This window comes from Vibrio sp. VPAP30 (genome assembly GCF_001188205.1).
Taxonomy (GTDB): Bacteria; Pseudomonadota; Gammaproteobacteria; order Enterobacterales; family Vibrionaceae; genus Vibrio; species Vibrio bivalvicida.
Window position 1 is genome coordinate 125674 of sequence record NZ_LBLS01000018.1, and the last position, 23451, is coordinate 149124.

Annotated in this window: 20 protein-coding genes; 7 read left to right on the forward strand and 13 right to left on the reverse strand. The window is 43.8% G+C overall.

Annotation, left to right across the window (positions count from 1 at the left end; all coding sequences use genetic code 11):
* Window positions 1-3: 3 nt before the first annotated feature.
* Both ZX61_RS07320 and ZX61_RS07325 read left to right on the forward strand, forming a co-directional pair.
* Window positions 4-483 carry a GNAT family N-acetyltransferase gene (locus ZX61_RS07320; RefSeq protein ID WP_049844027.1) on the forward strand — a complete coding sequence of 160 codons (480 nt, stop codon included), beginning with the start codon at window positions 4-6 and terminating at the stop codon, window positions 481-483.
* A gap of 12 nt (window positions 484-495) precedes the next feature.
* Window positions 496-1917 (forward strand): bifunctional NUDIX hydrolase/phosphatase PAP2 family protein, encoded by a 1422-nt coding sequence (locus tag ZX61_RS07325; RefSeq protein WP_049844028.1) that lies wholly within the window; start codon window positions 496-498, stop codon window positions 1915-1917.
* Window positions 1918-1939: 22 nt separating this feature from the next.
* Here ZX61_RS07325 and ZX61_RS07330 read toward each other — a convergent pair whose 3' ends face one another.
* On the reverse strand, window positions 1940-2746 hold the full coding sequence (locus ZX61_RS07330) for a Cof-type HAD-IIB family hydrolase (protein WP_049844029.1): 807 nt from the start codon (window positions 2744-2746) through the stop codon (window positions 1940-1942).
* Between the two features lie 172 nt (window positions 2747-2918).
* Between ZX61_RS07330 and queE the strand changes: the two genes are divergently transcribed.
* Both queE and queC read left to right on the forward strand, forming a co-directional pair.
* Entirely contained in the window at window positions 2919-3569 is a 651-nt protein-coding gene (gene queE / locus ZX61_RS07335) for a 7-carboxy-7-deazaguanine synthase QueE (protein ID WP_049844030.1), read from the forward strand.
* A gap of 11 nt (window positions 3570-3580) precedes the next feature.
* Complete coding sequence (gene queC / locus ZX61_RS07340) at window positions 3581-4279, forward strand: 7-cyano-7-deazaguanine synthase QueC (protein ID WP_049844031.1); 699 nt, start codon at window positions 3581-3583, stop codon at window positions 4277-4279.
* Between the two features lie 121 nt (window positions 4280-4400).
* Here the strand turns inward: queC and ZX61_RS07345 are convergent, their stop codons facing one another.
* The 3 genes from ZX61_RS07345 to ZX61_RS07355 all read right to left on the reverse strand — a co-directional run bounded on the left by ZX61_RS07345 (window position 4401) and on the right by ZX61_RS07355 (window position 6771).
* Window positions 4401-4754, reverse strand: a complete 354-nt coding sequence (locus ZX61_RS07345; protein WP_049844032.1) for a DUF2750 domain-containing protein — start codon at window positions 4752-4754, stop codon at window positions 4401-4403.
* Between the two features lie 99 nt (window positions 4755-4853).
* Window positions 4854-5465 (reverse strand): OmpA family protein, encoded by a 612-nt coding sequence (locus ZX61_RS07350; protein ID WP_049844033.1) that lies wholly within the window; start codon window positions 5463-5465, stop codon window positions 4854-4856.
* Between the two features lies 1 nt (window position 5466).
* Window positions 5467-6771: a TolC family outer membrane protein gene (locus tag ZX61_RS07355; RefSeq protein ID WP_049844034.1), complete on the reverse strand. Its 1305-nt coding sequence runs from the start codon at window positions 6769-6771 to the stop codon at window positions 5467-5469.
* A gap of 419 nt (window positions 6772-7190) precedes the next feature.
* On the opposite strand from ZX61_RS07355, the gene ZX61_RS24655 reads away from it, so the two are divergent.
* Complete coding sequence (locus ZX61_RS24655) at window positions 7191-12830, forward strand: Ig-like domain-containing protein (protein ID WP_049844035.1); 5640 nt, start codon at window positions 7191-7193, stop codon at window positions 12828-12830.
* A gap of 90 nt (window positions 12831-12920) precedes the next feature.
* Here the strand turns inward: ZX61_RS24655 and ZX61_RS07365 are convergent, their stop codons facing one another.
* Together ZX61_RS07365 and ZX61_RS07370 are read right to left on the reverse strand one after the other, a co-directional pair.
* Window positions 12921-14114, reverse strand: coding sequence for a class I SAM-dependent methyltransferase (locus ZX61_RS07365; protein ID WP_049844036.1), 1194 nt, complete (start codon window positions 14112-14114; stop codon window positions 12921-12923).
* Between the two features lie 91 nt (window positions 14115-14205).
* Window positions 14206-15609 carry a methyl-accepting chemotaxis protein gene (locus tag ZX61_RS07370; protein WP_049844037.1) on the reverse strand — a complete coding sequence of 468 codons (1404 nt, stop codon included), beginning with the start codon at window positions 15607-15609 and terminating at the stop codon, window positions 14206-14208.
* A gap of 95 nt (window positions 15610-15704) precedes the next feature.
* Here ZX61_RS07370 and yccX point away from each other — a divergent pair, with 95 nt between their 5' ends.
* Window positions 15705-15977, forward strand: coding sequence for an acylphosphatase (yccX, locus tag ZX61_RS07375; protein WP_049844114.1), 273 nt, complete (start codon window positions 15705-15707; stop codon window positions 15975-15977).
* 23 nt (window positions 15978-16000) lie between these two features.
* Here the strand turns inward: yccX and ZX61_RS07380 are convergent, their stop codons facing one another.
* The 6 genes from ZX61_RS07380 to ZX61_RS07405 all read right to left on the reverse strand — a co-directional run bounded on the left by ZX61_RS07380 (window position 16001) and on the right by ZX61_RS07405 (window position 21503).
* On the reverse strand, window positions 16001-16330 hold the full coding sequence (locus ZX61_RS07380; RefSeq protein WP_049844038.1) for a TusE/DsrC/DsvC family sulfur relay protein: 330 nt from the start codon (window positions 16328-16330) through the stop codon (window positions 16001-16003).
* A 130-nt stretch (window positions 16331-16460) separates the two neighbouring features.
* The gene (locus tag ZX61_RS07385; RefSeq protein WP_049844039.1) at window positions 16461-17123 is read right to left on the reverse strand and encodes a Bax inhibitor-1/YccA family protein; all 663 of its coding nucleotides are present in this window, start codon (window positions 17121-17123) and stop codon (window positions 16461-16463) included.
* A gap of 191 nt (window positions 17124-17314) precedes the next feature.
* The gene (locus ZX61_RS07390) at window positions 17315-18064 is read right to left on the reverse strand and encodes an amino acid ABC transporter ATP-binding protein (protein ID WP_004749473.1); all 750 of its coding nucleotides are present in this window, start codon (window positions 18062-18064) and stop codon (window positions 17315-17317) included.
* 22 nt (window positions 18065-18086) lie between these two features.
* Window positions 18087-19184: an amino acid ABC transporter permease gene (locus tag ZX61_RS07395; protein ID WP_049844040.1), complete on the reverse strand. Its 1098-nt coding sequence runs from the start codon at window positions 19182-19184 to the stop codon at window positions 18087-18089.
* A 1-nt stretch (window position 19185) separates the two neighbouring features.
* On the reverse strand, window positions 19186-20388 hold the full coding sequence (locus tag ZX61_RS07400) for an amino acid ABC transporter permease (RefSeq protein ID WP_049844041.1): 1203 nt from the start codon (window positions 20386-20388) through the stop codon (window positions 19186-19188).
* Window positions 20389-20474: 86 nt separating this feature from the next.
* Window positions 20475-21503 carry an amino acid ABC transporter substrate-binding protein gene (locus ZX61_RS07405; RefSeq protein WP_049844042.1) on the reverse strand — a complete coding sequence of 343 codons (1029 nt, stop codon included), beginning with the start codon at window positions 21501-21503 and terminating at the stop codon, window positions 20475-20477.
* A 461-nt stretch (window positions 21504-21964) separates the two neighbouring features.
* Here ZX61_RS07405 and ZX61_RS07410 point away from each other — a divergent pair, with 461 nt between their 5' ends.
* Window positions 21965-22903: a precorrin-2 dehydrogenase/sirohydrochlorin ferrochelatase family protein gene (locus ZX61_RS07410; protein ID WP_049844043.1), complete on the forward strand. Its 939-nt coding sequence runs from the start codon at window positions 21965-21967 to the stop codon at window positions 22901-22903.
* A 53-nt stretch (window positions 22904-22956) separates the two neighbouring features.
* Here ZX61_RS07410 and ZX61_RS07415 read toward each other — a convergent pair whose 3' ends face one another.
* Complete coding sequence (locus ZX61_RS07415; RefSeq protein WP_049844044.1) at window positions 22957-23442, reverse strand: YajQ family cyclic di-GMP-binding protein; 486 nt, start codon at window positions 23440-23442, stop codon at window positions 22957-22959.
* Window positions 23443-23451: the final 9 nt, after the last annotated feature.

Genomic DNA, 23451 nt, shown 5'->3' on the forward strand with positions numbered 1-23451 from the left:
TTTATGCACAATGTGACCATTCGTAGTGCGCATGACAAAGATTTAGAGCAGTTAAATGATCTCATGTTTTACTTGCATGATGAGCATCATCGCCAATGCCCCGAACACTTCAAAACTGCTGTAGATATAGAGCAGGAAAAGAGTATTGCTCGATATTTAGATGATCCTGAATGTCTTGTATTTGTCGCATGTGAAGACGATAAAATCATAGGATTTATTAGTGGTCACTTTTGCGAACTGATTTCCACAGTAAGTAAGCCAGTTCAGATGGGCAGCATCGATGAACTGTATATCCTTAAGGACTACCGTGGCAAAGGGCATGCAGTCGAACTGTGTCAGCGTATCGAAACGCGTTTTGAGGAATATGGCGTAAAAGAGATCTTTGTTGAAGTCTGGCAGTTTAATCAGTCTGCAATTGAGTTTTACCGTCATTTCGGCTTTGAACATCATATCCATTGGTTACGAAAGTCCGTAACTAATTAACAAGAATTTAGAATGAAGCTCAACACTAAAATATTATCGCTCGTACTCGGGTTTATCTCTCTATTTGCCTCTTCACTTACTGTTGCCAATGACTCGTCAATCACTGGAGCTGCCTGTGTCATACGTTCTGGTGAAAAGATTGTATTGGTAAAAGAAATCCTCACCAACAAGCTTTCTCTTCCGGCAGGAGGCGTTGCTAAAGGGGAGTCACCTGAGGCCGCAGCACAGCGTGAAACTTGGGAAGAAACAGGACTTGTTGTTTCGATTAAGGGCGAGTTGGGGCGCAGTGATAAAACCGTTTTTTATAATTGTGTATCCGATTCAGATATCGTCTCGTTTCAATTCAACAATAGGTTTGATGGTTACGAGTTGCCAATCTGGTTTGCCCCGCATTATGGCATAGAGGTCTCTTCAGCGATGTTAATTGATCCGGCCGCTGTGCCAAGAGAAGAGTACCGATTCCCTAAACAACTTGATTGGCTCGAACAAATACTTCCTCAAGCAAGTGATCAAAAAGCGGTTTTCGTTGGCAATCTAACTCAAGCGGCTCCTAAGTTTCATCAGGTGGAGTTGAATTGGATAACTCAACTCCAGCATCTGTTTTTGAAACTGCCTAGCGAACTGGTACGTATCGTTGAACCTTTGCTACTTGCAGGGAATTGGTTGTCTGAACCATCTTTGATCTTGGTTTTGTTTCCTTTGCTCTATTGGCGATTTGGTAAAGAGCTTAGCTATAAGGTGTTTTTCGCGGTTACCATGACTTCATTGTTTAGCTTGGTTGCACAACAAGGCTTTGCTTTTCCAAGGCCTCACGTCTACTTACCAGCTTTGGATCTTGCCAAAAGTTATGGTTTCAGCCTACCTAGCTTACCTATCGCAGTGTGGTCGTGTGTCGGGGTACTGGTGTTGAGTGCAAGCGAGAAACTCTCTATTAATCGTTGGTCGATGTCTCTGTTGGTAATACTCTTCTGGTTAAGTCTCGCGAATTTTTACAGTGGATCTGCATTTCTAATTGATAGTGTCAGTGGTGCTTTGTTGGGAATGTTGTGCGCTTGGCATTTGGTTCGTCTCGAATCTAAACCCGAGGTGGACTCAAATGCGCTCATGACCTCGAAGTCAGTTTGGATTATCCTTCTGGCTGTATGTGCGCTAATGACTCTATTTTGGCCGACACCGATTTTTACTTATTGGCTAGCGGTTATTTTAGCAGTGCTGGGTCTTGTTGTTACCTTAAAACGTGATGCGAATATGGCATCAGGTAGAGCGTTGGTTTTGATTTGTGCGGGGATGGTGGTAACAAATGGGATAGTAAGTATGATAGCGGTTCAAGTATCGACTAGTAGTATCGCTTCATTAAGCGTAGAAACGTTGAGGTATCCAATATTGATCTGTCTATTTGTGATTTCAGTGCGTAAGCTAGCTAAAGCTGACTAATCAGCTTTAGCTTTGCGTTCTATTAATTTAAAACAAAGTCTTCGATTACCTTAGCAACACCGTGTTCATTGTTGCTCAAGGTAATATGGTTAGCGATGGCTTTGGTTTGCTCCATCGCATTCTCCATCGCGACACCCAAACCCGCATATTCAATCATATGGTGGTCGTTTTCAGCATCACCCATACAGATAATTTGGTCCGATTTGATCCCTAGGTGGTCAGCAATTGCTTTGACTCCAACTCCTTTGTTACTAGCGAGGTTTAGAAACTCAAGGAAGAAAGGTGCGCTTTGAACAATGGTAAACTCGTTGTAGTAGGAAGCGGGAATATTTTCTATTGCAGCGGTTAGTTTTGCTGGCTCGCCAACAATCATGACTTTGATGATCGGATGGTTATCTTCAAGTTGATCAAAGTTCAATTCAGTTACAGGGATTTGGTTAATCGTTGCTTCGATATCGGTATATTCATTGTTACATGGAGTAATCAAACCAAATTCAGTACTAAAGGCATGGCAATTTAAATCCAGTTCTTCGGCTAACTTAGCAACTTGTTTTGCATGCTTTCCATCAATAATTGCCGAGTGGATTACTTTGTCTGTACCAATTTCTTTTACCATGGAACCATTGAAGTAAACGACAAACTCGTTGTCGCCAGTGATGTCTAGCTCATCAAGCTTACTTTGCATACCTGCTAAAGGTCGACCAGAGGCGAGGACAACTTTAATGTCATTTGCTCGGGCATTAGCAATTGCCTTCTTGGTTCTTTGCGAAATGGTTTTTTCGCTCGTCAAAAGCGTACCATCTAAATCTAACGCAATCAGTTTGTACATAACTTACCTAAAATATAACTATAAATTAATCAAAAGAAGCAGAATAATCGCTCGGAAACGATTGATCAATTTATGATTTAGTTGACCTTATAGGGCGTCTCCTTTAAGGTCTCGTTCCTGCAGAATTTTGACGATGAATTAGGCTGAGTTTAAGTTGTATAAAATTAACGAAATGTTTGAAACCATTCAAGGGGAAGGTGTGTTTACTGGCGTACCTTCTGTGTTTGTTCGTTTACAAGAGTGCCCTGTTGGCTGTGCTTGGTGTGACACTAAGCAAACATGGGACGCAACTCCTCAAGATGAAAGATCTCTTGATGAGGTTTTAGCGAAGACAGAAGACTCCCCAACTTGGTGTTCGGTGACGGCTGAAGACATTGTTAACGAATACAAAAATCAAGGCTATACGGCAAAACACATCGTCATTACCGGTGGTGAGCCATGTATTTATGACCTGACGCTTCTGACTCAAGCATTTGAAAATAATGGCTGCAAATGTCAGATCGAAACCAGTGGCACTTCAGAGGTTTGCGTAACGGATACAACCTGGGTGACAGTGTCACCTAAGGTGGCAATGAAAGGCAAGTTACCAGTTCTAGACTCTGCACTATTGCGTGCGAATGAAATTAAACACCCAGTCGCGACTCAAAAAGACATCGATCAATTAGATGAACTGCTTACTAGAGCAGGTGTATCGGAAGAAACTACGATCGCACTGCAACCTATTAGTCAGAAACCGCGCGCTACTCAATTATGTATTGATGTCTGCGTTGCTAGGAACTGGCGCTTATCAATTCAAACTCATAAATATCTAAGCATTGCGTAAAGGAACTCATTATGAAAAAAGCGGTTGTTGTATTTAGTGGTGGACAAGACTCTACAACTTGTCTGGTACAAGCAATTAAACATTTTGATGAAGTTCATGCCATTACGTTTGATTATGGCCAGCGCCACAAACTAGAAATCGAAGTGGCGCAAAGTTTAGCGAATGAACTTGGCGTTAAAGCGCATAAAACTATGGATGTTGGGCTGCTCAATGAACTGGCTATTAGCTCTTTGACTCGTGATGATATTCCGGTTTCTCATGAGCTACAGGAAAACGGCCTGCCTAACTCATTTGTTCCTGGGCGCAACATCTTGTTTTTGACTCTCGCGGGAATTTACGCCTATCAAATCGGTGCGCAGACAGTCATTACGGGCGTATGTGAAACCGACTTCTCTGGCTACCCGGATTGCCGAAATGATTTTGTGAAAGCGATGAATAACGCTTTGGTCCAAGGTATGGATCGCCCATTAGAGATCTCTACACCATTAATGTGGCTGAACAAAGCGGAAACATGGGCATTGGCAGACCAATATGATGCACTGCAACTGGTAAGAGAGAAAACCCTGACATGCTACAACGGCATCATTGGTGATGGCTGCGGAGATTGTCCGTCTTGCGAACTAAGAAAAATAGGGCTTAATGACTATCTTGCTGACCGCAAAAATATCATGGCTGAATTGGTACGTAAGCAGAGCTCGGTAGATAAATAGGCTCGTCCTATATTTACCAAAAATGCACTCGCCTCAGAAGCGAATGCCTGCGGGACGAGTAGTTAGAGCGTCTTAAACCTGAGTGGAATAAATGCGCCTGAAGGCGCACTTTTTAATAAGGCTAGGCTAAATACATCTTAGCTAGATCTGATGGTTCCATCTCTCTACCGTCAAGTTGATCATTCCAGTTCGTCCCAACTAGAACACCATCTTCTGCAAGGGTTAACAGCCAATCTTCAACAAAGATATCTAGAGGAATTTCAAGAATTTCAAAATCCGCCCACTCCTCAACATTGTGAGTTTCCGCATCTTCTTTAGAAGACCAGAAAGGCATAACTTCGCTGTTTTCAAACTCTGTAGAGTCGCAAGACAGCCAGCCTTCTTCATTGCGCATTCCCCAAACTAATTTGGATTGCTTCGTTTCAGCAACGAATAGTTCGAGGTTTGCCTGAATATCAGAAGTTAATTTGCTCATTGGTTTCATCTCATAGGTGGATTCGCAGCTAGGTTAACACTCATAGTTAAAAAGCCAAATAAAAAAGGGAGCCAAGCTCCCTTTTTCGAATCGATGTGGCTATTTTTTAATCTTGGTAAAAATGGACCATTCTTCTTTAACGTTACCTTTGTGACCGATAACCGTAGCAACTACCTTGCGGTTCTTGGCATGACTGATTTCATCAGTGCCTGTTTCACTTAGGTTGGTGTCACCAAAGCCAACGATACGAACCCGGTTGGAATCAATGCCATTGGATAGCAGTGCGTGTTCAACAGAGATAGCGCGACGTTTGGACAAAGCCATATTGTACTCATGCTGACCAACTTTGCTCGCGTAGCCCTGAAGTTCGATAGAAGTAGAAGGGTAGCTCTTGAGGAAGTCAGCCATCTCACGAATCTGCGCAAGGAACACTGGCTGAATTTCGTCGGAATCGTTGGCAAACAGGATATGTAAGCTCATCTCTTCTTGTGTCTTGACGTAAGTACCACAGCCATCGTTGTCTATTTCGGCATTGAGCGGTGTCTGTGGACATAAATCACGCGCATTGATAACGCCATCTTTATCTTCATCAAGAAGATCGTCGACCTGATTTGGTGTAGGAGTGTCGATATATTGGTACACATCTTCAGCCTTCAGTGGAGCTGCGAATACGGTAGCCGCGATAATCATAGTTAGGAGTGATTTATTCATATCAGTATTCTACCTTTTCGTTCCACTCTTGAGGTGTATCAACGCGCAGTGCAGCAAGCAAATTACCTGTTGCGTTCATAACACGATACTTAGCGTACTGCTCGTCGTATTTTGCGTCTAAATAGCCTTTACGAGCTTCGAACAGTTCGTTTTCAGTGTTCAAAAGATCGAGCAGAGTACGTTTACCAATCTTATATTGTTTCTCGTAAGCAATAACCGTATCTGATGCCGAATCTACATGGTCCGCCAAGAAATCTTTTTGTTGAACAGTTAGATCTAACGCACTCCAAGAGAGTCGCAAGCCTTCTTCTACACTACGGTAGGTGCGGTCACGGAAATCTTTTGCTTTATTAAGCTGATACGCTGCACTTTCTGTTCGATCTGAGTCTGAACCACCGTTATACAGGTTATAGCGCATACGAAGCATCGCTGAAAACTCGTCACTCCCGCCTTCAATACCGCCTGCATCATCACGCCAAGTTTGGTTAGCTTCAATTGAAAGGGTTGGGTAGTTAACACCTTTAGTTTGATCATATTGAAAACGTGCTGAGTCAACGTCCGCTTGAGCGACTTTCACCACTGGGTGACTAGTAAATGCTGTATCGAGTGCTTCATCAACGGTAAAGGGGATTGCCGTTTGATCTGCGCGAGGGAAGGTTAGACCTTGCGGGGACTGACCGACTATACGTTTAAACTGGGTATGCACGTCAAAAAGGTTGTTTTGTGCTGCTAGTAAATTGCCGTGAGCTTTAGCTAAACGCGCTTCTACTTGGGATAGATCCGCTGTTGAACCAATACCTGAGTCCACGCGTTTCTTAATATCGGAGTAGATTTCTTTATGAACCGTAAGATTACTTTCGGAAAGCGCTAACACTTCATAAGCTTTGGTTGCGTCCAAGTAAATCTTTGTTACCTGCAGCGCGATGTCCTGAGCGTCTGACATTAATTGGAAACGAACCGATTCAGCATCAGCTGCTGTCCTATCCATGTCATTGAGCGTGGCCGAACCATCCCACAGCAGCTGTGTAAGCGTTAGCGTGGCTTCCTTTCGAGTAAGTTCGTTTTCTGTGCCTGAAGCTAGGTCAACTGCTTCATAACCAATACCAGCATCTAAATCCAATTTAGGCATATAAGCCCCACCAGAGGCTTCGGCATCGAAATACTTACTTTTGAACTCATTATAAGAAGCTTTTATTTCTGGGTTGGTCGTAATAGTAAAGGCGACGGCTTGTTCTAATGTTTGACTGTGTGCAGGAAAGCTAAGTGCAACCGCGCAACTTAGTACTTTCAACTTATTCCAATTCACTCTGACTCTCCTCGAAAGTGCTCGTAGGTGAGGATATTACTCAATAAAATCGTCTCAAAAATGAGATATATCCATCATTAGCGCCAATAAAATAACACTATTGGAAGTATAAAACTAATCAATTTGACAATTAAGTTGTTGTTAAACTGTTAAATATGACCTGGAACTAATTCAAGCAAATAGGCGCGATTAAAGGTACGCCATACTTAATTTTGTTGGCTAAAATCGAGATCTTAGTTCAGTTTCTTAAGGCTAAAAATGCAACTTGGGTCGTGTTTGTAGCGCCTTTTGTTCAAAAAACAGGTTTAGGAAAGATATGAAAAATGATAATTTATACAGAGTGTGAATTTATATTTTGCCAATTATTTGTCACTGGCAATATAACAAAAGAAAGCAGTCAAGGATTAAGGACTTAAAATATGGGTTTTGGTACTTACGTAGCAATGGGTAATCTTGCAGCCAACCAAATTATCGTCATTGATGTAAACGGTAATGTAAGGGTTCTAATCGAAGGTGAACTACCTAGGCCTGGTGAGGTTATCGTTCAATCGAATTCAGATGCGACAGATAACAGCAGACAATTACAAGTGGAGCTCGTTGATCAAGGCGGAGCGCCTCAGGACATTAGCGCTGAAATCGAAGATATATTTGCTGCTTTAGAAGAAGGCCAAGACCCAACTGAATTAGGTGAAGACTTCGCGACTGCTGCCGGGGGACAAACAGGTTCAAGTCTTGCTGCAAGTGCATCTGTAACGCGTGATGGTACAGAAACTATCGCAAGTACCAACTTTACAACTGAAGGTTTTCAATCCTTAGGCCTTTCGGAAACACAAAGCCTTTCCCTACTCGATCAGTTCCGTTTGTTTGAACCTGTCTTCGTCGACGTTAACAACGACCCACTGGGTGAAAGTATTTCGGTAACTACAGATGAAGATACTGCCATTAGTGGTGCCTTAACTGCTACCGATCAAAATCCTACAGATACGTTAACTTTCTCCCAAGCCTCTGTTCCCTCAAATGGTACGGCAACTGTAAACCCTGACGGCACGTGGACGTATACACCAAACACAAACTTTGATGGTGACGATAGCTTCACTGTTACTGTGGACGATGGTAATGGTGGAACCGATACTCTGGTTGTCAATGTCACAGTTACGCCTATCCCAGAAATCACTGTTAGTGGAGGAGGTGACGTAAGTGAAGGCAGTGATGCTACCTACACAATTAGTTATGATAAAACATCTACCCAAGATACGACGTTACGATTAACTAATCAGTTAAACACCGCCGAAAGCGACGATGTTGGTTCTATTCAAGTTCAAACTTCTACCGGCCAAACTCTAACGGTTAACGCTGATGGTACAGTAATAGTTCCAGCGGGTACCACTTCTCTCAATGTGACAATTCCAACGACGCAAGATGATATCTATGAAGGTGATGAGTCTTTCACTCTCAATGTTGAGTCAGTTTCTGGATTAGTGGGAAGCGGGGCTGGTCAGTCGACCATCACCGATGGTGGTGAGAACGGTGGCGACGACGATCGTCCGAGCGTGAGCATCACAGAAACCGTGAGCGTGAGTGAAGGCTCAGCGGCCGAGTTCACAGTGAGCCTAGATAAGGCGGCGGACACGGCAGTGACGGTGAACCTGACGAGCTCAACGGCAGGCGCTAATACAGCGGAATCGGACGACATCGGTAACATGGTAGTGACGTTGGCAGATGGTGTGACGGTAGTGACCCCGAACGCAGACGGCAGCTACACAATCCCAGCGGGTCAGACCGAGCTGAAAGTGAGCGTGGCGACCACTCAGGATGACGTGTACGAAGGCAACGAGACGTTCAGCGTGAGCGTTGAGGGCGCATCTGGCGCGACAGGCACAGACACAGGCACGGCGACCATCACCGATGGTGGTGAGAACGGTGGCGACGACGATCGTCCGAGCGTGAGCATCACAGAAACCGTGAGCGTGAGTGAAGGCTCAGCGGCCGAGTTCACAGTGAGCCTAGATAAGGCGGCGGACACGGCAGTGACGGTGAACCTGACGAGCTCAACGGCAGGCGCTAATACAGCGGAATCGGACGACATCGGTAACATGGTAGTGACGTTGGCAGATGGTGTGACGGTAGTGACCCCGAACGCAGACGGCAGCTACACAATCCCAGCGGGTCAGACCGAGCTGAAAGTGAGCGTGGCGACCACTCAGGATGACGTGTACGAAGGCAACGAGACGTTCAGCGTGAGCGTTGAGGGCGCATCTGGCGCGACAGGCACAGACACAGGCACGGCGACCATCAAAGACGATGACGCGCCAGCGGAAATATCTGCAGTAACAAACTCTCGCGTTTCTGAAGAAGGGCTTACGAACGCAAATGTCGATACTGATGGAAATACCGATACGACAAACAGTAAAATGGCATCTGGTACATTTGTTGTAAGCGATATCGACAGCTCATCTGTGTCAGTGTCACTAGAGTCTAGTTCTTCACTTAGCTCAAACGGCCAGGCAATTTCTTGGAGCTGGGATAGTAGTTCGAAAACGCTAACTGGTTCGACAACTGCCGGACTAGCGGTAATTCAGGTAGTTCTCACTGAACCTAGTACATCTGGCTTAGGCGAATGGGATTACAATGTAACATTACTTGCTCCAGTTGATCACCCAGTGACAACCGAAGAAGACAATATTAATATTGAACTTGGTATTGTTGTGAATGACGGCACTTCGGTGACTAAATCGTCGATCCCGTTGACCATCGAAGATGACTCTCCAGTAATCAGTGATTCAACACCAGTAATGGTAACGGTATCAAACGTGCCGGATGTACTGGTTGGTAAAGTTGATTTTTCAGGGGCTGGCGATCATCAATCAATTTCAATCGGCGGCGTAACGGTTGAGGCTCAAGGTTTTGTTTCTTCTAGTTCTGCTCAGCTAGGTGATGCTTTGGTCAATCAATCTTCTTCAGGGATTGGTGTTCACAGTAGTGTTGACTTCAGCCACCCATTGAATAACGAAGTCGACTACCGTTATGCAAATGGTGAAGGCGTTTCCGAGCAATTAATCATTGATCTTGGAGACAAGGTAGCATTCGGTGCTTCAATAGAATTCGCCAAAATGTATGGTGGAGAAAAAGAAACAGGAGTCGCGTATTTTTATCGTGATGGCGTGTTAATTGCGACCCAGCCATTTAGTTCTGATGCTGCTAGCGGTGATTATGCTAAGAACTTTAGTGTTACTGAGGGCGGCTTTGATAGAATTGTGTTAGAAGCGACAAGTAACGGTAATGGAGCAAACCACAGCGATAATAGCGACTTTACCGTTAAGTCAATTACTTTCTCAGGTTCCTCAGAAGCGCAACCTATTGCAAGCGCTGATGGTGTTGTCAACTTTGAATATGGCGCAGATGGCAAAGGTTCGATAGAGTTACTTGCAAGTGGCGAATCTCAATTACGTACAGCGGAAGGAAAGCTAGTTACACTTTCCATTGATTCATCTAATTCAAATCACCTATTAGCTCACGATAGCGACGGTAATTTAGTATTTGAAGTTCAGCTAACTCCTGCTACAGGTAAATGGGAGTACTTCCAGTACGAATCTATGCAGACTCCAATTGGTGATGGCGACATCGATCTTCAGGTTCGCGTTACTGATGCAGATGGGGACTTCTTGACTTCGAGTTTTGCAGTAGTTCCATATGCCCCACCTTCAATTGGAGATGTACAGCTTACAGTGTCTGAGGAAGGCCTCCTAAACGGTATACTTGACGATGACGCTTTGGCTGGTAGCTCTGATACTACAAATAGCCCGTCGGATAGTGATATTGTGCCTATGTCGAATGGTGTTACAGATGTTAGCTTAGGTATTCCGACGGGCTCTTACACTAGCGGTTCGAGTTCCATAACTTGGCAATTGTCTAATGATGCTAAGACGCTCGTAGGTAGTGCTCAAGGCTCTAAGGTTATAGAGGTATCAGTTGACAGTGTTGGTAACGTTTCGACAGTACTTTCTGGTCCAATAGATCACCCAAATAGCAATGGTGAAGATACCATCGGTATTGATGTTCCTCTTATCGCGGAAAACAGCTTAGGGCTAACGAGCAATGGCAAGGCTACGATCGTTATTGAGGATGATTCGCCAGAAGCTTCGCGTGTTCATCATGATGTGGTTGCGGAAACTAAAGTTGGTGCGAATGTACAGCTCGTGCTCGATATATCAGGCTCTATGACATATGGTGCGGGGAATGGTAAATCCAGACTCCAAGTTATGCAAGAGTCTACAGTACAGATGCTTAACCAGTATCAAGCACTTGGCGAAACTCGCGTTCAAATAGTAACATTCAATAGTTCAGCGCAATATACATCTTGGATGACAGTGTCTGCTGCCATTAGCTTTGTTAATGGACTGAATGCAGGTGGTGGCACTGACTATGATGATGCCGTTTGGACCGCAAACCAGACATGGGATCATACGTCTGGTAGACTACCAAATGCGAGTAATGTGAGTTATTTCTTGTCAGATGGTGAGCCTACGGGGTCAGACAACCGAAATTCAAATAGAATTAATAACAGGGAAGAAGGGTGGTGGAAGACTCACCTCGAAGAGCATGATATCACCGCACAGGCGTATGGAATTGGTAATAACGCTCCTGCGCGATACATCAACCCGGTAGCGTACGATGGTCTGACTGAGCAAGATACCAACGCTATTATTGTTCCTGATGTTACCCAGTTGCCCCCAGTCCTGTTGCAGTCAGTAATACAGCCTATTGGGGGAAATTTACTTTCCAATACCCAAGGTGCTGATGAACCCGTTATTAGCCAGATCATTATTGACGGTGTAACGTTCAACTTCAACGGTAGTGATATTTCTTCAACCGGAACCAATGCTGATATTTCTCATACTTTTAATAGTCAGACGAACACCTTAACTATTTACATAGACTCGAAACATAGCTTAGTGATTGACCTAGATGACGGCGGCTATCAGTTCTTCGGTGCGGCAGGTACTAAGCCAGTCGAATTAGACTTCTACTATACGATCACTGATTCTGATGGTGATAGTAGCGCTAGCTTACTTTCATTCGAAATTGATGGTGTAAATGTTGTTCCTGATATTAAATCTGAAGGGGATATTGTTGACCACGTTAGATTGGATCATTACAGCACCTCTCATGAGAAATTGCTCTGGTCACAAAATCCAGCAGGTGCAGATAACCAGATAGTCGATGGTCACAAAGATGGCCTTGTTGTCGATGTTGGTGCTGCCGGGGATGATGTGTTCCTTGGCGAAGGGAATGACACCCTGTATTTGGGTGACAGTCATGCTTCTCTCGACAATAATGCTAATTCTACAGCAAGTATTAACGCTGCTAACAATGACATGAAAACGTTTATGTCTGGTGGGGATTTAGAACATCTTCAGAACCCTTCAGATGAAAACAGCGCTCTGACTAGCTCACAGTTTAGCAGTGCACATATTGATGTTGGCCATAGTGGAGCTGGTAGCGATCATGTGTATGGTCAAGGTGGTGTCGATATTATCTATGGTGCGTCAGGTAATGATGTATTGGATGGTGGCGAAGGCAATGATGGCCTAAGAGGTGGTTCTGGTGAAGACCGCTTAATAGGAGGAGCTGGAGAAGACATCCTAATTGGTGGTTTGGGTGATGATATCTTAACTGGTGGTGTTGATGATGACATCTTTAAGTTTGTTGACCAAGATCATACTAACTCTGAGATCGATATTAGAGATGGTGAAAGAGATATTATTACTGACTTTACTAAAGGTGAAGATAAGATTGATATCTCAGAAATACTTCATACTGATGCCAATGATACGGTAGACAGCCTGCTTCAGGAGCATAAGATTGATATCGCTATCGAAGGTAGTGACAACTTAGCAACAGCAGACCTTAAGTTGACTATTTCAGATGGAAATAGTAGTCAAGAAGTCGTATTGCAAGATGCAGCTGCTCAATACAGTAGTTACATTTCAGATGGTTCAATAACTAACGCTAGCGCTATATTGAATGATTTGCTGAAAGTGCACGATACAACTAACTAGTAAAAAAGGGCCGAAAGGCCCTTTTTTTAATAGCTATTAACTGCTAAGTGAAGTCAGAACACTTGTTATAAAGTTATCTACTTTTTGGTTTTACAGCACCTTACAAGCAAAACCTTTGAGGTAGAAACCTTCCGGGTAGGCACTATCTGTCGGGTGGTCGGCTGCTTGTTCAAAGCGTTCAATAAATTTAACTTGGCGGCCAGAATCAACCGCAGCGTCTGCGATTACTTTCTGGAATAACTCGCCACTCATTAAACCTGAGCAAGAGTAGGTGAGCAGTGTTCCACCAGGTTTCAATATTTGCATCGCTAACATGTTGATATCTTTGTAACCATTTGCACCAGACGTTAAGTTGTTTTTGCTTGAAACAAACTTAGGCGGGTCCATAATTACGACGTCAAATTTAGTGCCTTGATCGCGGTACTCACGCAGCAGTTTAAATACATCGGCGTTGAGGAAAACTGCGCGTTTCTTAGAAATGTCGAACTCGTTTAGCTCTGCATTATACTTAGCCGTATCGAGTGCAGGTTGAGAGACATCGGCATTGATAACGCGCTTAGCTCCACCTTTTAGAGAATACAGACCAAAGCCACCAGTGTATGAGAAGCAATTAAGGACTTCTTTATCTTTCACATATTTCATTGCTTGTTGGCGGCTGTCACGTTGGTCAAGGTAGAAGCCTGTTTTGTGGCCACCAACGATATCAACACTGATCTTCACGCCGTTCTCTTCAATGACTACTGACTTTGGTGGCTCCTGGCCGTGAAGAACTCCAGTAGCTTCCTCTAGGCCTTCTTTTCTACGTACCGCTACATCAGAGCGCTCGTACACATTGCAATCAGGGAAGCACTCAACAAGTGCTGCAACTAATGCCTGTTTATGAAACTCCGCACCAGCACTAAGGAGTTGGCACACTAAGTAATCTTGGTACTTATCGATAGTGATACCAGGTAAGCCATCTGATTCGGCGGCAATCAGACGATAACCCGTGAGTCCATCGCGCACGATAATATCTTCACGCAGTAGCTGAGCATCTTGAATACGTTTGGCAAAAAACGCTTTGTCGATTGACTCCTTTTCGAAACTCCATACACGAGCGCGAATCTGTGAGTTAGGTGAGTATGCTGCCTTGGCTAGCCATTTACCGTCATGAGAGAAAACGTCTACTGTTTCTCCTAATTTGGGTTCGCCTTCAACTTTATGTATTCCACGAGAGAATACCCATGGGTGCTTGCGGCGAAGGGATTTGTCACGTCCTTTGACTAGATAAATAGCTGGAGTCATTGGTTTACTCGATTGTTTTTTTTAAGGTGGGGTATTTTCTAGGATGTGTTTTTGAAAAGCAAATAAAAGAGCCGCGCAAGGCGGCTTGGAGTTAAGCTTTAAGGCCCGTAAGCAGGGCTTCCATTTGATCGCTTTGATTTCGTAGCTGAGCAATGTTGGAATTTGTCGCATTAATCATATCGCAGACACTATCAGACTGAACTCGAATATCTTCAACACTTGCGGCTATATTGTCGGCAACCACACCTTGTTCTTCAGCAGCAGTTGCAATTTGAATGCTACTATCTGAAATAGATTGGTTCTTCTCAGCGAGAGCTCCAATTTCAATATCAACTTCGGACATGCGTTGTTGACCTTCAGATGCATTGATTACCGTTGTCTCCATTAACTGAGTCAGAGACTGACTGTTACGCTGTAGCGCTTCAATCATAGTTTGAATCTCAACGGTTGCTTGCTGAGTACGACCCGCAAGGGCCCTAACTTCATCGGCTACTACGGCAAAGCCACGTCCTTGTTCACCAGCGCGTGCCGCTTCGATAGCAGCGTTAAGGGCAAGTAGATTAGTTTGTTCCGAAATGCCGTTGATGGTTGTGACAACTTCATCAATTTGAGCTGCGTTGGCATCTAGCTCCGCTACAGCTTCAGAAGCTGATTGAATCTCTTGTGACAGAGTAGAGATAGAAGTCAAAGTATGGCCTACTTTAGTTTGCCCCTCAGTGGCAACGCTACGAGCATCTTCGGTTTGAGTACTCGATTCGTGGGCGAGGTTAGCCACTTCTCTAATCGTCGAGGCCATTTGTTCAGTCGCACTAGCAAGTGAATTTAGATGCTCTTGCTGCGAGCCAGAAACTTCGGCGCTCTGTTGATTAGACAGGTTTAAGTCTGAACTAATTTGCTGCATTAACGCGATAGACTCTTGAATAGAAATCACCATGTTCTGCTCACGCTCAGCGACTTTGTCGATGGTAATGGCAATTTCACTAAATTCATCTCTGACCTTAAAGAAGTTCATACGGCTAGTTAAGTCACCATCTGATAAGGTAGTCAATGCTTTATTCATGGTAAACATAGCGCCACCAATAAAGGTCATGATGTAGTAAACACCTAATGCAATGAGTGACAATGTCACCAAAATGATAGCAACATGGGTAGTAGACATTGCTGACCAGAGATTTTGCTCATGGATAGCGGCTAAGCTAAAGGCTCCGCTGTTGACGCTAACAGCACCGTCACCTGCGCCAAACTGAATAGTCTCTGAACCCTTGATGATATTGGCGACTTGTTCTTGCGAAAGGTTTCCAGCTTCGATTAAATCGCGCATGAGAACGAGTTCATCCTGATAGAGGTGGTGGAGCATCTTATCGGCACTGTTATCGAGAACGAGAGTTAAAATGATTAAAGCGATAACGGGCAGTAAGAAAAGCAGATAGAATTTCTCTTGAATTTTTAGATGAATGAGATATTTATCAATCCAGCGAAAAGGTATTTCTTTCATAATTAGTATGTCCAATGAAGAGACCCATATATCCATTATGGGCTAGAATATTACCTGCTCAATATATCATTGACTCAATAACAGAGGTACTCAGAATGGATCAAAGTTGTGAGAGGTTCACAGTATCCGGTATTGTCCAAGGTGTGGGGTTTCGCTATCACACCTCATATCAGGGCCTTAAAATTGACACTACGGGATATGCTAAGAATTTAGAAAACGGTGATGTGGAAGTTGTCGTTTGTGGGAGCACGGCTCAAATTGAAATGATGGCCAAATGGTTAGAGCAAGGGCCAAGAAGTGCGAGAGTAGATAGCCTCCATCGTGAATCGATACCTTACAAACCGTATAAAGGATTTAAGATCCTGTAGCCGATACTACAGGAGTTCATTGTTTATAAACATTTAGCTGGCTTTGGCAAGCCGGCCAGTTTGGTGGCTTGTTTTGCAGGTCCTTGCTTAAAGAGTTTAAACAGGTACTTACTGTTGCCCTTTTCTGGGCCGTGCGCTTTTTCCATCGCTTTGACTAACATGCGAACCGCTGGAGAAGTGTTGAACTCTTCGTAAAAATCACGAACAAAATGAACCACTTCTAAGTGTGCTTCAGTGAGTTCGATGCCTTCTTGCTTCGCCAGTATTGAAATCATGCCTTCTTCCCACTCAGTATAATCCAATAGGTAGCCTTGCGCGTCAGTTTCGATTTGTTTGCCATTGTACTCAAACATCTTACGATCCTAATTTTTATGATATTCAATAGGGTAGCGCAGCATACATTGATTGAACAAGATAGCAAGAAAGAAAAAGCCCGAAAGGAGAACCTTTCGGGCTTGAAAACTCTAACTAAGCTACCGCGAATTAGTCATCGTTCATGATGCCTAGAATGCTTAGTAGGCTGATGAAGATGTTGTAGATAGAGACATACAGAGTGATAGTTGCTGAGATGTAGTTAGACTCACCACCTCGGATAATTCCCTGAGTTGTCATCAGAATTGCCATTGTTGAGAAAACAATGAACAAACTGCTTAGCGCAAGATGTAGGATGGTCGATTGAATAAAGAAGCTTGCAATCATACCTACAACAAGAACCACAAACAGAGACAGCATTAAGCCACCCATCATAGATAGGTCACGTTTAGTTGTCAGAGCGTAAGCTGATGCCGCCATAAATGACAGAGCAGTGCCACCTAGAGCCATGAGTATTACGTCACCCATACCAGCGCCAATGTATGCGTTTAGGATTGGACCGACTGTGTAACCTAGGAAACCTGTAAATAGGAACGTAAACACTAGACCCATGCTATTGTTGCGGTTTTTCTCGGTTAGGAAAAGTAGGCCGTAGAAACCAACTAGCATGATGATGATTCCCGGACGAGGAAGGTTCATCGCCATGGAAACACCCGCAACAACTGCTGACCAGAGCAGTGTCATAGAAAGCAGAGCGTAGGTGTTACGCAATACTTTGTTGGTTTGTAGAGCACTTTCTTGGCTTGAAGTGCGTGTAAACATAGGACTGTTCATAATCTTCCTCGTAAGATTTTATGTTTATATCTACATTTATGAGGTTGAATGACCAAAAGATCAAGCCCCATGTAATGATGTAGTAGATAAAATAATAATAGAAATAAAAGCTTATGTATTTTGAAATATGTAACACAATTTAACAACTAAAAAAGGGGCGACCTAAGTCACCCCTTTACGTATATCATAGTTTAGTGATGAAGAATTTGAGCCAAGAAGTTTTGCGTTCGGTCTGATTGAGGGTTTTCAAAGAAATCAACCGGGTTGTTTTCTTCGATTATTTCACCTGCATCCATAAAGATAACGCGGTCAGCAACTTCTTTAGCGAAGCCCATTTCGTGGGTTACACACAGCATCGTCATCCCTTCTTCTGCTAGTTCAACCATGACATCGAGTACTTCACGTACCATTTCTGGGTCGAGTGCAGATGTCGGCTCGTCGAACAACATCACTTGCGGATTCATACATAATGAACGTGCGATTGCGACACGTTGTTGCTGACCACCAGAAAGCTGACCAGGGTATTTATCTGCTTGTTCTGGGATCTTCACACGCTCCAAATACTTCATCGCAATGGCTTCTGCTTCATCTTTAGGCATCTTTTTTACCCAAATTGGTGCCAGTGTACAGTTTTCAAGCACGGTTAGGTGGGGGAAGAGATTAAAGTGTTGGAAACACATGCCCACTTCGCGGCGAACGGCTTCAATGTTCTTAAGATCATCCGTTAGCTCATTGCCAGAAACGATGATTTGTCCTTTTTGATGTTCTTCTAGTCGGTTGATGCAGCGAATCATGGTTGACTTACCAGAACCTGAAGGGCCACAGATAACTATTTTTTCACCCTTCTTAACATCTAGGTTGATGTTTTTTAAGACGTGGAACTCACCGTACCACTTGTTCATATCCTTAAGTTGGATCATGTAATCTTGTTGTTGCGTCATAATACGTCCTTGAGCTTTCTGATTATCGTTTGTGACCGGTATGAAGTTTGTTTTCTAGCCATATCGAGTACCTCGACATGCCGAAACAAAATACCCAGAACACTAACGCGACAAATACATAACTTTCGGTAGCAAAACCTAGCCATTCTGGGTCGGTGTTCGCTGCTTGGCCAATACCCAATACGTCAAACATACCAATAATCAGTACTAGACTGGTATCTTTAAATAGACCAATAAAGGTGTTTACAATGGACGGAATAGTAATCTTAAGCGCTTGAGGCAGAATAATTAATCCCATCTTTTTCCAATAAGTTAGGCCGAGAGCATCGGCTGCTTCATATTGCCCTTTTGGAATTGCTTGTAAGCCACCGCGAACGACCTCCGCCATATAGGCAGCACTAAACATGACTACACCAATTAGGGCGCGAATCAGTTTGTCTGTCTCTGATCCTTCCGCGAGAAACAGTGGCAACATCACCGATGCCATAAAGAGTACAGTGATAAGTGGAACACCACGCCAGACTTCGATGTAAACAGTACAGATGCTGCGAATAATAGGCATCTCTGAGCGGCGACCCAATGCTAAAGCGACGCCGATTGGCAAAGACACAACGATACCGACAAGAGCGATGATTAATGTAACTAGCAGTCCACCCCATTTATGGGTTTCGACTACTTCAAGGCCAAATACACCGCCATACAAAAGCGCAGCAATGATAAATGGATAGATATTGACAAAGAACAGCCAAATCCATAGTCGTTTTGGCGTTTTCTCATACGCTAGCAATGCTGTAAAGATGGCTAGAGTAATGTAAAACAGACGTGGACGCCAAAGCTCTTCTTGAGGGTAGAAGCCATACATGAACTGTTCCCAGCGCACGCTGATAAATACCCAACAAGCCCCTTCACGGCTACATGCATCGCGAGTTGAACCAACCCAATCAGCTTTTAAGAATGCCCAATCAAAGATGTTCCAAAGCAACATAAATGATAAATAGGCGAGAATGACGGTAACTACAGAGTTTACCGGGCCATTAAATAGGTGTTTTCTTAGCCAACCTACTGCGCCAACCGTATTCGCTGGAGGTGGAAGGTCTGGCTGAAATTGATGTACTTTCATGCTATCTCTCCACTAAAGCTACTTTGCGGTTGTAGATGTTCATCAACGCTGAGGTCAATAAGCTCAACGTTAAGTAGACGCCCATTGTCATTGCAATGATCTCGATAGCTTGACCGGTCTGGTTGAGCGTTGTCCCAGCGAACACCGACACCAAATCTGGGTAACCAATTGCCATCGCAAGCGATGAGTTTTTGGTCAAGTTCAGATATTGGCTAGTGAGTGGAGGAATAATGATTCTTAGTGCTTGCGGAATAACCACAAGCTTTAACGTTCGAGAGCGAGGGAGACCTAGTGACATCGCGGCTTCCGTTTGGCCGTGATTTACTGCGTTAATTCCTGAACGTACGATCTCGGCGATAAATGAAGCGGTGTAGATACTTAGAGCGAGTAGAAGAGCCGCAAGCTCTGGGATGATACTTACACCACCGCGGAAGTTAAAGCCTTTGAGCTCTGGGTATTCCGCTGTAATTGGTGAGCCCATTAAGAAATAGACAACAACAGGCAAACCAACACATAATCCTAGCGCAATTCTGCCCATAGGCGTTTGCTGACCAGTTAGGCGTTGTTTGTTATTTGCCCAAATATTAATAAGTATCGTGGCGATAATGCCCACAACAAGTGTGCCGACCACAATAGATGAGCCTGCTTCGAAAACTGGAGCAGGGAAGTATAGCCCTCTTACGTTTAGGAATATGGCTTCTCCAAGGCTTAAACTTTGCCTAGTTGAAGGGAGTGCTTGAAGCACCGCAAAATACCAAAAGAATATTTGCAGCAGAAGTGGTACGTTTCGGAATATCTCGATATAGACAGCAGCAAAACGACTAACCAACCAGTTAGACGATAAACGCGCAATGCCCATGACAAAACCGACTACGGTTGCCAAGATTATCCCAAAAAATGACACTAAGGCCGTGTTTAACAGGCCGATGACAAATGTTCGACCGTAAGAATAAGTTTCATCGTATTCAATCAGCGTCAGGCCAATCCCAAAGCCGGCTTCTTGATCGAGAAATTCAAAACCCGTGGCGATACCGCGAGCTTCTAAGTTGGTGAGTGCATTATTGACAATGGTGTAAAAGAAAAAGACAAGCGCTGCTATCGCAATAATTTGGAAAACAACTGCTCGAAAGGTGGGATTGTAAATAAGGCTAGCGTTTGAACTCGGTCCGTTATCCGAATTCGTCGCAACATTAGTAGGTTTCATACAGCTATAACCTCAAATCCATTTTTTATAAAAAGGGCGGCCTAAACCGCCCAATTTTTTGTTTAGTAACTAGCTAATAATAGTTATTAACGGATTGGTGGAGCGTACATGAAGCCGCCAGCGTTCCATAGAGCGTTCACACCACGTGAAATTTGTAGTGGAGAACCTTCACCTACAGTACGTTCGAAACTTTCACCGTAGTTACCCACTTGCTTGATCACTTGGTAGCCCCAGTCATCGCGGATACCCAAACCTTTTCCTTTAGGGCCATCAACACCTAGGATACGCTTAATGTTTGGATCTTTGGACTTAAGCATTTCGTCAGCATTTTTAGAAGTAACACCGTATTCTTCGGCGTTAACCATAGCAGCAAGTGTCCATTTCGCAATGTTGAACCACTGGTCGTCACCTTGACGAACAACAGGGCCTAGAGGTTCTTTAGAAATGATTTCAGGAAGTACTTGCGCTGAAGAAGGATCTTGCAGGTTTAGACGAAGTGCATAAAGGCCAGATTGGTCAGTTGTCAGTACGTCACAACGGCCTGCATCGAAACCTTTTGAGGTTTGCGCTGCTGTATCAAATACCACTGGCTTATATGACATACCGCTGTTGCGGAAGTAATCAGCAAGGTTAAGTTCGGTTGTTGTACCAGATTGAACACAAACTGATGCACCGTCTAGCTCTTTGGCACTGGTTAGGCCAAGATCTTTCTTAACCATGAAACCTTGACCGTCGTAGTAGTTCACACCTACAAAGTTAAGGCCAAGTGCGGTATCGCGGTGAAGTGTCCATGTCGTATTACGAGATAGTACATCAATCTCACCAGATTGCAGGGCAGTGAAACGTTCTTTAGCTGTCAGAGGTACGTATTTTACTTTTGTTTTATCGCCTAATACTGCAGCTGCGAGACCTTGACAGTATTCTACGTCGATACCTTCCCATTCACCTTTTGAGTTCGGGTTAGAGAAACCTGGCAAGCCAGTACTTACACCACAAGTAATGAAACCTTGTTTAGTTACTTTATCCAGCGTGCTATCCGCTGCTGAAGCGCTGGTAGACATCAGTGCAGTAGATGCAGCTACAACTGAAGCAAGAAGTGTTAGTTTATGTGCCATTTGTATCCTTCCTGTATGATCCATGTTTGTTCAGGCTCACCCTGATATAACGATTAAAAAATGTTGCGTTTCATTAATTATTAGGTTGCTAGTGCTCGTAATCGAGTCTTAGTTAAATCAACCAGTTATAAGCGTAGGAAAGGATCTGCGATTTCTCAAATGTATAATTTAGAAAGATTTTTGATTAAACTCACAAACCCTGACAGACATTAGAATGGCAATATGTTGCTAAAATGTAAATAGTGCAACAGATCACAAATCTGGTGTGACAGGATGGTGTAATAAATTTATCAATACAAATAGATTTGAAGTTTGAATGAATGTCACCACGTGGTGAAAAAAACCAAAGAAAGTTTAAAATTTGGTCATAAATTATGGGGTTGATCGAAATCACATGAATCTCATGCCCCATTTTTGTTACTATCGAAGGCAAAGACGTTTTCAATGATTCAAGGAATGAAATGCAGTATTTTCCTCTATTTATAGATCTTAACCACAAGCCAGTACTGGTTGTTGGAGGTGGGGAAGTGGCGAGTAGAAAGGTTGATAGCTTGATTAGGGCAGGAGCCGACGTCACTATTGTCTCGCCAAAAATCGAAGACTACCTCGCTAAATTGGTCGATAAACAAGAGTGCCGCTGGGTTCAGGGTTTTTACTCGGCCGAGTTACTTGATAAGAAGTACATTCAAGTATGGGCGACAACAGACAATCCAAGTCTGAATCACCAAGTCCACTACGACGCTAGGCAAAAAGGCATATTGGTGAATGTCGTCGATGACCTGCCTTACTGTGACTTTATCACCCCTTCTATGATTAACCGCGGGCGTATCCAACTTGCAATCTCGAGTGGGGGAGCGGCACCAGTATTGATTCGTAATGTAAGAGAAAAGCTTGAGGCTGTGCTCCCTCAAAATCTCTCTCTACAGGCTGAATTTGCTGCGTCAAAGCGTGGGGATATTAAGAGCATACTGCCAACAGTGGATGAGCGACGTAAATTTTGGGAAGCGTTTTTTGCAAGATCTGATGTCGACCATGCTAGCGCAAACTCAGCGCTAGAATTTGCTTATCAAGACTTACTTAAGCAAGGCTTTGATCAGAAAGGCTCCGTGAGTTGGATAGAGTACGGTGATGATGTTGAGCTTCTCACTTTAAAGGCGATGAGGCTGATGCAGCAAGCTGAATTAGTCTTGTTTGATAGCTATTGCCCGTTTGGGTTTATTGACTTGGTACGTCGAGATGCTGAACGAGTTGAGTACCACAACGAGGCTGAGCTAGCCGGGATGCTAGAAAAGGCTAGGTTAGAAGATCTGCGCGTGACGGTATTTGTTCCTCCTAGATCAAGTGGAGTTACTTTCCTGCAGGGTGAAGATTTACTGCTGAGGTTAGGTTCAAGTAAGTAGAAAAGAAAAAGCCCGATACTAATCGCATCGGGCTTTTAACTATTAGGCATAAATTAGTCGCGGAAGTTTTCGTACTGGAAAGGTTGGCCTAGCTCAGCTTCACGTATCACGGCGATTACCGCTTGCAGGTCGTCACGCTTTTTACCCGTAACACGTACTTTCTCTCCTTGAATCGAAGCTTGTACTTTCATTTTTTTGTCTTTGATCAGCTTGACGATTTTCTTCGCAATTGGTGTTTCGATGCCTTGCTTAAATACGACAATTTGATGCCAGTTTTTACCCGAAGCTTCTTCTCCTTTCGCTTCCATCGCATTTGCATCTACGCCACGTTTTGCTAAGTGGCTTCGTAAAATGTCACGCATTTGCTTTAATTGGAAGTCGCCTTCAGCGTTTAATCGTACTGACTCGTCTTTTTGCATTTCAAACGATGCTTCTACACCGCGAAAATCAAAACGCGTAGAAAGTTCACGCGTTGCGTTATCTACCGCGTTACGTAACTCAACAGTATCGATTTCAGAGACAATATCAAATGATGGCATGTTGGAATC

Excerpts from the sequence above, each read along its gene's own strand:
- ZX61_RS07400 (WP_049844041.1), bottom strand. The coding sequence starts at position 20,388 with ATGAAACCTACTAATGTTGCGACGAATTCGGATAACGGACCGAGTTCA.
- ZX61_RS07415 (WP_049844044.1), bottom strand. The coding sequence starts at position 23,442 with ATGCCATCATTTGATATTGTCTCTGAAATCGATACTGTTGAGTTACGT.
- ZX61_RS07345 (WP_049844032.1), bottom strand. The coding sequence starts at position 4,754 with ATGAGCAAATTAACTTCTGATATTCAGGCAAACCTCGAACTATTCGTT.
- ZX61_RS07410 (WP_049844043.1), top strand. The coding sequence starts at position 21,965 with ATGCAGTATTTTCCTCTATTTATAGATCTTAACCACAAGCCAGTACTG.
- yccX (WP_049844114.1), top strand. The coding sequence starts at position 15,705 with ATGGATCAAAGTTGTGAGAGGTTCACAGTATCCGGTATTGTCCAAGGT.
- ZX61_RS07365 (WP_049844036.1), bottom strand. The coding sequence starts at position 14,114 with ATGACTCCAGCTATTTATCTAGTCAAAGGACGTGACAAATCCCTTCGC.
- queE (WP_049844030.1), top strand. The coding sequence starts at position 2,919 with ATGTTTGAAACCATTCAAGGGGAAGGTGTGTTTACTGGCGTACCTTCT.
- ZX61_RS07325 (WP_049844028.1), top strand. The coding sequence starts at position 496 with ATGAAGCTCAACACTAAAATATTATCGCTCGTACTCGGGTTTATCTCT.
- ZX61_RS07390 (WP_004749473.1), bottom strand. The coding sequence starts at position 18,064 with ATGACGCAACAACAAGATTACATGATCCAACTTAAGGATATGAACAAG.
- ZX61_RS07320 (WP_049844027.1), top strand. The coding sequence starts at position 4 with ATGCACAATGTGACCATTCGTAGTGCGCATGACAAAGATTTAGAGCAG.
- ZX61_RS07405 (WP_049844042.1), bottom strand. The coding sequence starts at position 21,503 with ATGGCACATAAACTAACACTTCTTGCTTCAGTTGTAGCTGCATCTACT.
- ZX61_RS07350 (WP_049844033.1), bottom strand. The coding sequence starts at position 5,465 with ATGAATAAATCACTCCTAACTATGATTATCGCGGCTACCGTATTCGCA.
- ZX61_RS07370 (WP_049844037.1), bottom strand. The coding sequence starts at position 15,609 with ATGAAAGAAATACCTTTTCGCTGGATTGATAAATATCTCATTCATCTA.
- ZX61_RS07395 (WP_049844040.1), bottom strand. The coding sequence starts at position 19,184 with ATGAAAGTACATCAATTTCAGCCAGACCTTCCACCTCCAGCGAATACG.
- ZX61_RS24655 (WP_049844035.1), top strand. The coding sequence starts at position 7,191 with ATGGGTTTTGGTACTTACGTAGCAATGGGTAATCTTGCAGCCAACCAA.
- ZX61_RS07385 (WP_049844039.1), bottom strand. The coding sequence starts at position 17,123 with ATGAACAGTCCTATGTTTACACGCACTTCAAGCCAAGAAAGTGCTCTA.
- ZX61_RS07380 (WP_049844038.1), bottom strand. The coding sequence starts at position 16,330 with ATGTTTGAGTACAATGGCAAACAAATCGAAACTGACGCGCAAGGCTAC.
- ZX61_RS07330 (WP_049844029.1), bottom strand. The coding sequence starts at position 2,746 with ATGTACAAACTGATTGCGTTAGATTTAGATGGTACGCTTTTGACGAGC.
- queC (WP_049844031.1), top strand. The coding sequence starts at position 3,581 with ATGAAAAAAGCGGTTGTTGTATTTAGTGGTGGACAAGACTCTACAACT.